The following is a 7,594-nucleotide window of genomic DNA, read 5'->3' as shown; positions in this document are numbered from 1 at the left end:
GGCGGGTGGGAAAAGGCCCGCCGCGGTAGCGGTGGGGGCGGCGGCCCGCCGGAGGCTACTCGCGCCAGGCGTTGGTGATGGGCAGCCGCCGGTCCTTGCCGAAGCCCTTGGGGGAGATCTTGGTCCCGGGCGGATACTGCCGCCGCTTGTACTCGGCGGTGTCCACCATCCGCAGCGTCTTCCCCACGAGCTCCGCGTCGAAGCCCGCGGCGACGACCGCGTCCGCGCCCTCGTCCCGGTCCACGTACCGCTCCAGGATCGCGTCCAGGACGGGATAGTCCGGCAGCGAGTCCGTGTCCACCTGGTCGGGGCGCAGCTCCGCGCTCGGCGGCTTGCTGATGGAGTTCTCGGGGATCGGCGGGGTCCCGCCGCGCTCGGCGGCGGCCCGGTTGCGCCACTCGGCGAGCCGGAAGACCGAGGTCTTGTAGACGTCCTTGATGGGCCCGTACGCGCCGACGGAGTCGCCGTACAGCGTCGAGTACCCCACCGCCAGCTCGGACTTGTTGCCCGGCGCGAGCACGATGTGGCCCTCCTGGTTGGAGATCGCCATCAGCATCGTGCCGCGCAGCCGCGACTGGAGGTTCTCCTCGGCGAGCCCGGTGAGCCCGAGGGACTCCATGTACGCGTCGAACATCGGCGCGATCGGCACGGTGCGGAGGTTGAGCCCGGTGCGCCGCGCCAGCTCCTCGGCGTCGGCGATCGAGTGCCCGGAGGAGTACCGGGACGGCATCGCGACCCCGAACACGTTCTCCGCGCCGAGCGCGTCGCAGGCGAGGGCGGCCGTCAGCGCCGAGTCGATGCCTCCGGAGAGCCCGATGAGCACGGAGCGGAAGCCGTTCTTCTGGACGTACGCGCGCAGGCCGACGACGAGGGCCGAGTAGACCTCCTCGTCGTCGTCGAGGCGCTCCGCGTACGTGCCGGTGTGCTCGGCCTCGTACGGCGCGAGCGGCTCGGCGGAGAGCGTGACGTGCTCGACGCGCAGGCCGTCGTCCACGACGCCCGACGGCGGCTGCGCGGCGGCCGCGGGCAGCTCCAGGTCGAGGACCACGCAGCCCTCGGCGAACTGCGGGGCCCGCGCGACGACTTCGCCGTCCTTGTCGACGACGATCGAGTCGCCGTCGAAGACCAGCTCGTCCTGACCGCCCGTCATCGCCAGGTACGCGGTGGTGCAGCCCGCCTCCTGCGCCCGCTTGCGGACCAGTTCGAGCCGCTGGTCGTCCTTGTTCTGCTCGTACGGGGACGCGTTGATGGACAGCAGCAGGCCGGCCCCGGCCGTGCGGGTCGCCGGGACGCGGCCGCCGTCCTGCCACAGGTCCTCGCAGATCGCGAGCGCCACGTCGACGCCGTGGACGCGTACGACCGGGAGCGTCTCGCCCGGCACGAAGTAGCGGAACTCGTCGAAGACGCCGTAGTTGGGCAGGTGGTGCTTGGAGAAGGTGAGCGCCACCTCGCCGCGGTGCAGCACCGCCGCCGCGTTGCGCGGCGCTCCCGCGGGCTGGCCGTAGCGCGGCTTGGCCTCGTCGCTGCGGTCCAGATAGCCGACGACGACGGGCAGTTCGCCCAGGCCCTCGTCGCGGATGCGGACCGCGAGCGCGCGCAGGGCCTGACGGGACGCCTCCACGAAGGAGGAACGCAGGGCGAGGTCCTCCACCGGATAGCCGGTGAGTGCCATCTCCGGGAACGCGACGAGGTGCGCGCCCTGTTCGGCGGAGTGCCGGGTCCAGCGGAGGACCGCGTCCGCGTTCTTGGTGAGGTCGCCGACGGTGGAGTCGATCTGATTCAGCGCAAGGCGTAGTTGAGGCACGGCCCCAGTGTAATCGTCAACCCGACGCGATGCCCCTGGGACGGGCGGCGGACGACCGCCCAGGAGCACCGCGTCGTGGCGGCGACCCGGGTCAGGAGCGGTAGCCGAGGACCGTCATCATGCCCGCTTCCGCGTGGTACACGTTGTGACAGTGGATCATCCACAGGCCCGGATTGTCCGCCTCGAAGTCCACCGTCAGGCGGCCGTTCGGCAGCACGATCGCGGTGTCCTTGCGGGGGCGTCCTGGGGCGCTCGCCACGGCGAAGGTGTGGCCGTGCAGGTGGAGGGGGTGCCACATGGACGTGGAGTTGCTGAACTCCAGGCGCACGCGCTCGCCCGCGCGCACGGGGTGCCGCTGGTTCGGCGCGTACGGCTTCTTGTCGAAGGCCCAGTCGTATTTCTCCATGCCTCCCGTCAGCCGGATCTTGATGGTGCGGTCGGGGTCGCCCGGCTTGAGGGCCACCGATTCGTCCGCCGTGAGGCGCTCGGCGAGCACGACGCGGCCCTTGAGCTCCTTGGGCCGCACCGACGGTGACGGCGCGCGGCCGCCGCCCGTGCGGAGCACCGCCTGGGCCGCCGCCTTCTTGCCCTCGGCCACGGCGGTCAGCGGGAAGACGCCGTCCTTGGCGGTGACCAGGACGTCATACCGCTCGCCCATGCCGATGAGCAGGGCGTCGGCCTTCTGGTGCCGCACCGGGAAGCCGTCCGTGTGCGTGACCGTCAGCTCGTGGCCGCCGAGCGCCACCCGGAAGGCGGTGTCACCGCCCGCGTTGATCAGGCGTAGCCGGATGCGGTCGCCGGGGCGGGCGCGGAAGGAGGACGGGGCCTTGGGGGTGCGGCCATTGATCAGATAGTGCGGATACGCCACATCGCCCGCGTCCCGGCCGAGGAGGTCGCTGGTGGACCCCATGAGCATGCGGGAGGGGCCCTTGGGGGTGGGCTCGGGGGACGCCTTCCCGGCGCCGGTCAGGGCGGTGCGGGACATGTGCCCCTCGTGCCCCGAACCGCCGGAGCCGCCGGAGCCCTCCGAACCGCCGGAGCCGTGGTCCATGCCGCCGCCCATGTCCATGCCGCCCCGCAGCTCCGCGAGGACCGCGTCGGGGGTGGAGCCGGCCACGCCGTCGACCCAGTCGTCGAGGACGACCACCCACTCCTTGTCGTACGTCAGGGGCTCCTTGGGGTCGTCGATGATCAAGGGCGCGTACAGCCCCCGGTCCTGCTGGGTGCCGGAGTGCGGGTGGAACCAGTACGTGCCCGGGTGCGGGACCTTGAAGCGGTACGTGAAGTCGGCGCCGGGCTTGATGTCCCGCTGGGTGAGGCCGGGGACGCCGTCCATGTCGTTGCGCAGCGCGAGGCCGTGCCAGTGCAGGCTGGTGGGCTGCGGGAGGTGGTTGGCGAGGGTGAGCGACAGGGTGTCGCCCGCCGTCGCGCGGATCTCCTTGCCGGGCAGCGCGTCGCCGTACGCCCAGGACTTGACCGTGCGGCCGCCCAGGTCGAGCGTCGTCGGCATGGCCATGAGCTTCAGCTCGCGGAGGCGGCCGCCGCCCGGGCGCTTCTTCTCGGCGGCGGCGACCTCGGGTCCGGTGGGCGTCACATAGCCCTTCGAACCGGCCGAAGGGCCGCCCTCGCCGCCGTGGCCGGAGTGCGAGCCGCCGCCGGAGCCGCCGGAGCAGGCCGCGACGAGCCCCGTCCCCGCGGTGGCGAGTGCGGCGCCGAGCAGGGCGCGGCGCGATGTGTGCGGGGTGCGCTGGGTGTGGGTGCGCATGAGTGAAGACACCTCGTCCGTACTGAGTGGTGCGTGCAGAAGGGCGCGTCTGCTGCTTCTGGTACACCGCTCCGGCCCCGGAGGTTCCCACCGCGGCACGGGCAGCGCGAAGCAGCCGGTACGGCGGCCTAGATCCGCAGCACGGAGAGACGGGCGAGGAGTGCGCGCGGCGGCGGGGGGTCGGGCCACGGCGCGGCCCGGAGCCCGGCGGGCAGCCGGACGGGCGCGGCCACCGGCGGCCGCGCCGCCGCCGCGCCGAACAGGGCGAGCACGAGGGCACCGCCCAGGACGGCCAGGCACACGGACATCGGGTCCATGCCGGTGTCGTGGGAAGGGGGTTCGGGCGCGGAGGCCGTGCGGGCGACGGCCTCGTCGGCGAGGCCCGCCCGCGTGCCGCCGGTCTCGTGACCCGCGGCCATGGGGACGGCGGCACCCGCGTGCGCGACGGCCTCCGTCTCGGAGCCCCGGGCGGCCGCGTGCCCCACCCCGTGCCGGGCGCCGTCCGCCACGCGCGCGTGGTCCGAGGGCGCCGATCCGCCCCCGTGCTCCTGGGGATGCCCCAACGTGTGCATCGTCACGATGCCGAACAGCAGCGCCACGAGGAGCAGGAATCCGCTCGCGCTCGTCGGCTGCCGCTTCGGGGTCATGGGCGGGAGCCTACCCCTCCCCGGTATGGGGCGATGTGCGGGGGCCGCGAGAAACATTGATCATGAACCCATGACGACTACGGACAAGCCCGGACAGAGCGCGGGCGATACGACGGCGGCCGATGAGGCCGCGGCGGCCATGAAGGCCGGTGAAGCCGGGGCCGCGGAGTTCGGGGAGGACACCGGGACCTCACGCCAGTTCATCTCCTGGGTGACGCTCGCCCTGATGACCACCGCCTCCGTGGCGAGCCTGCGGCCCTCGCCCGCCATGGCCATCTACGGCCTCGCCGCCGTCTTCCTGTACCTCCTGCCCGCCGTGGTCTTCCTGCTGCCCACGGCCCTCGTCGGCGCGGAGCTGGCCTCCGGGTGGACGGGCGGCATCTACCGGTGGGTGAGCGAGGCGCTCGGCAAGCCGCTCGGATTCGTCGCGGTGTGGTGCCAGTTCGCGATGACGATCGCGTACTACCCGAGCCTGCTCGCCTACGTGGCCTCGACGTTCGCCTACGTCGTCCATCCGAGCCTCGCCGAGGACGGCCTCTACGTGGCCATCGTCATCGTCGTCATCTACTGGACCGGCGTGTGGATCACCTCACGCGGCACCAAGACCGTCGCGGGCCTCTCGTCCCTCGGCCTGGTGATCGGCACCCTCATCCCGGGCGTCGTGCTCGTCGCCCTCGGCATCGTCTTCCTGGGGCAGGGCAACGAGCCCGCCGCGCCGATGACCGGCGACCACTGGCTGCCGCCGTGGACGGGCCTCGCCAGCCTCGTCCTCATCGTCAACAACTTCCTGTCGTACGCCGGCATGGAGATGAACGGCGTCCACGTGTCGTCGCTGCGGCACCCGCGCGCGGAGTACCCGCGGTCGATCTTCCTGGCCACCGGTCTGGTCCTGCTGATCTTCATCGTTCCCGCCCTGGCCATCAGCTGGGTCATGCCGTCCGAGGAGCTCAGCCTCACCGCCGGACTCATGCAGGCCTTCCAGGCGTTCTTCGACCACTTCCACGTCGGCTGGATGACGAAGGTCGTCGGCATCATGCTCGTCATGGCCGCGCTCGGCGGCATGCTGACGTGGCTCGCGGGACCCGCGAAGGGCCTGGTGACGCTCGCCCGGCAGGAGGGCTATCTGCCGCCGGTCCTGCAGCGCTTCAACAAGCACGGCGTGCCCCTGAACATCATGATCGCGCAGGGTGTGATCACCACCCTGATCGGTGTCCTCTACGCGTTCAGCGACGACGTCTCCAGCGCGTACTGGATGTTCTCCGTGATCACCGTGCAGATCTACCTCATCGCGTACCTGCTGATGTTCGTGGCCGTGGTGCGGCTGCGCCGCACCCAGCCGCACGTCCAGCGCGGCTTCGTCGTGCCCGCCGTCACGATCGTCGCGGGGGTCGGCTTCGTCGCCTCGGCGTGCGCGCTCTTCATCGGCTTCGTGCCGCCGGACCAGTTCGGCGACGCGCCGCTGTGGCGCTATCTGCTGATCGTCGGCGGCGGGCTGCTCACGATCGGCGTGGCCGCGCCTGCCGCGTTCCTCAAGTTCCGCAAACCGGAATGGATCCACCCCGATCACCAGGGCGCGCATGCGCCCGACTAGCCTCGGTACGCGTATGCCCCCCACGCCCCGAGACGCCGACGCGCCCCGCGCCGTCCGCGCGGCCGTGGCCGTCCTCCTGGTCGCCGGCGCCGCCGCGTACACCTCCTGGGCCCTCGAAGCGGTCCTGCCGACCGGACTCTCCCCGCTGCGGACGTACGTCAGCGAACTCGCCGCCGAGGACCAGCCGTACGGGGCCTTCTACCGGGCGGTGGACTTCGCCGCGGGCGTGCTGGTGTGCGCGGGAGCCGTGGTCGGCCTGGTGCGGCTGCGCTGCCGGAGCGCCGTGCCCCGCGTCCGCGCCCTGTCCGCCCTCGGCTGGGCCGGGCTCGTCCTCTTCGGCGCGGCCACGGCCGCCGACGCGCGGCTGTTTCCGCTGAGCTGCGCGCCCACCGTGGACGCGGCGTGCCTCGCGCGGGAGCGGGCCGGGCTCGTGCCCGCCACGCACTCCGCGCACGCGGTCAGCAGCAGCGTGGCGGTGGCCGGGGCGCTGGTGGGGATGGTGCTCCTGACGGCGGCCGTACGACGCGCGGGAGCGGGCGGGGCGCGGCAGCGGACCCTGCTCGCGGTGCTCGTGGCCGTCGAACTCGCCGCCACCGTCTGGACCCTCGCGGCCGTCTTCGCCTTCGACGCCGGGCACGGCACGTGGGGGCTCGGCATCGGTCAGCGGCTCCAGGTGCTGATGATCGCCGTGTGGCTGGTGTGCCTGGCGTGGCTCGTGCTCGTACGACGGCGGAGGTGAACCGAGCGTGTTCGTACGGATCGACGGGGTGCCGCACCACGTCGACGTGACCGGGCAGGGCCCGGTCTGCGTGCTCAGCGCGGGGCTGGGGCTCGCGTCGTTCGAATGGGACCCGGTGGTCGAACTGCTCGCCCCCACGCGCACCGTCGTCCGCTTCGACCGCCCCGGGCTCGGCCGCAGCGGGCCCGCGCGCGAGGCGCCGACGCTCGCGGGGGAGGCGGAGCGCGTCGCCCGCGTCCTGGCGGCCGTGGGCCTGGGGGAGCGGGCCGTGACGGTCGTGGGGCACTCGCTGGCCGGGTTCCACGCGGAGGCGTTCGCGCGGCGGTATCCGGGGCGGGCGGCCGGGCTCGTTCTCGTCGACTCCAGCGTGGAGGAGCGGACGCGGGCGCTGCCCGCGCGCGGGTCGCGGGTCGCGGGGGCGCGCGCGTGCGGGGCCGCGCTCGGCGCGGTGGGGGTGCCGCGGGCGCTCGGGCCGCTGCTGCGGGGCGGGGGCGTGCCGCGTCGGCTGCGGGCGGTGTACGGGCTGAGCCGGGTGTGGCGGGCCGGGCTCGTCGAGTACGTGACGTACGGCGACGTGGCGCATGAACTCGCCCTGCTCAGGCGGGAGGCCGGGCTTGCGGGGGCGCCGGTGGCGGTGCTCGCGGCGGGCCCTGCGGGCGCGAGCCGCTGGGTGTCCCGGCAGCGCGCCCTGGCGGACTCCCTCGGGGCGTCCTTCCGGGCCCTGCGCCCCGCGGGCCACCTCCTGATGCGGGACCGCCCCCACGAGGTCGCCGAGACGATCCTGGCCACGCGCTAGCCGGACGGGCCTCGCTGCAACGGCCGCGCGGCACCTGGGGCTGCGCCCACCCCGCCCCAAGCTCTCGGCTCCGCTGGAGCAGGGGATGCCCCACTCGCCCTGCGGGACGATTGCCCACAGCGTGGGGGGGGGGAGGGGCGGTCCGGTCCCACCCGCCCCCACCCCGGGCACACGGCCCCGAGGCAAGGGCGCCCACCCACTCCCCAGCGACACAGGGCCGCGCTGCGCGCCGCCGGGACAGCCCCACCCACC

At 73.6% G+C, this 7,594-nt stretch carries 6 protein-coding genes; 3 read left to right on the top strand and 3 right to left on the bottom strand.

The genetic code is table 11. The annotated features are described in order from the left end of the window. Positions 1 to 55: 55 nt before the first annotated feature. From IG74_RS0143235 to IG74_RS0143225, 3 genes are all read right to left on the bottom strand, one after another. Positions 56 to 1,804, bottom strand: coding sequence for an NAD+ synthase (locus tag IG74_RS0143235; protein ID WP_030689012.1), 1,749 nt, complete (start codon positions 1,802 to 1,804; stop codon positions 56 to 58). Between the two features lie 91 nt (positions 1,805 to 1,895). Further along, the gene (locus IG74_RS0143230; protein ID WP_030689009.1) at positions 1,896 to 3,569 is read right to left on the bottom strand and encodes a multicopper oxidase family protein; all 1,674 of its coding nucleotides are present in this window, start codon (positions 3,567 to 3,569) and stop codon (positions 1,896 to 1,898) included. Between the two features lie 128 nt (positions 3,570 to 3,697). Next, positions 3,698 to 4,216: a hypothetical protein gene (locus IG74_RS0143225; RefSeq protein WP_051856627.1), complete on the bottom strand. Its 519-nt coding sequence runs from the start codon at positions 4,214 to 4,216 to the stop codon at positions 3,698 to 3,700. 139 nt (positions 4,217 to 4,355) lie between these two features. Between IG74_RS0143225 and IG74_RS0143220 the strand changes: the two genes are divergently transcribed. From IG74_RS0143220 to IG74_RS0143210, 3 genes are read left to right on the top strand one after another with little or no spacing between them, the layout of a single operon-like run. Continuing rightward, positions 4,356 to 5,807: an amino acid permease gene (locus IG74_RS0143220; RefSeq protein WP_051856625.1), complete on the top strand. Its 1,452-nt coding sequence runs from the start codon at positions 4,356 to 4,358 to the stop codon at positions 5,805 to 5,807. Between the two features lie 13 nt (positions 5,808 to 5,820). Beyond that, the gene (locus tag IG74_RS0143215; RefSeq protein ID WP_030689004.1) at positions 5,821 to 6,546 is read left to right on the top strand and encodes a DUF998 domain-containing protein; all 726 of its coding nucleotides are present in this window, start codon (positions 5,821 to 5,823) and stop codon (positions 6,544 to 6,546) included. A 7-nt stretch (positions 6,547 to 6,553) separates the two neighbouring features. Further along, positions 6,554 to 7,342, top strand: coding sequence for an alpha/beta fold hydrolase (locus IG74_RS0143210; protein WP_030689002.1), 789 nt, complete (start codon positions 6,554 to 6,556; stop codon positions 7,340 to 7,342). The last annotated feature ends 252 nt before the right edge of the window (positions 7,343 to 7,594 follow it).

It is taken from the genome of Streptomyces sp. NRRL B-1347 (genome assembly GCF_000720325.1).
Classification (GTDB): Bacteria; Actinomycetota; Actinomycetes; order Streptomycetales; family Streptomycetaceae; genus Streptomyces.
The sequence above is the reverse complement of the archived record's forward strand: the minus strand, read 5'-3'. Positions and strand labels throughout refer to the sequence as shown.

Bases quoted from the DNA above. Each gene is read 5' to 3' on its own strand.
- IG74_RS0143230 (WP_030689009.1), bottom strand. From the start codon at position 3,569: ATGCGCACCCACACCCAGCGCACCCCGCACACATCGCGCCGCGCCCTG.
- IG74_RS0143225 (WP_051856627.1), bottom strand. From the start codon at position 4,216: ATGACCCCGAAGCGGCAGCCGACGAGCGCGAGCGGATTCCTGCTCCTC.
- IG74_RS0143220 (WP_051856625.1), top strand. From the start codon at position 4,356: ATGAAGGCCGGTGAAGCCGGGGCCGCGGAGTTCGGGGAGGACACCGGG.
- IG74_RS0143215 (WP_030689004.1), top strand. From the start codon at position 5,821: ATGCCCCCCACGCCCCGAGACGCCGACGCGCCCCGCGCCGTCCGCGCG.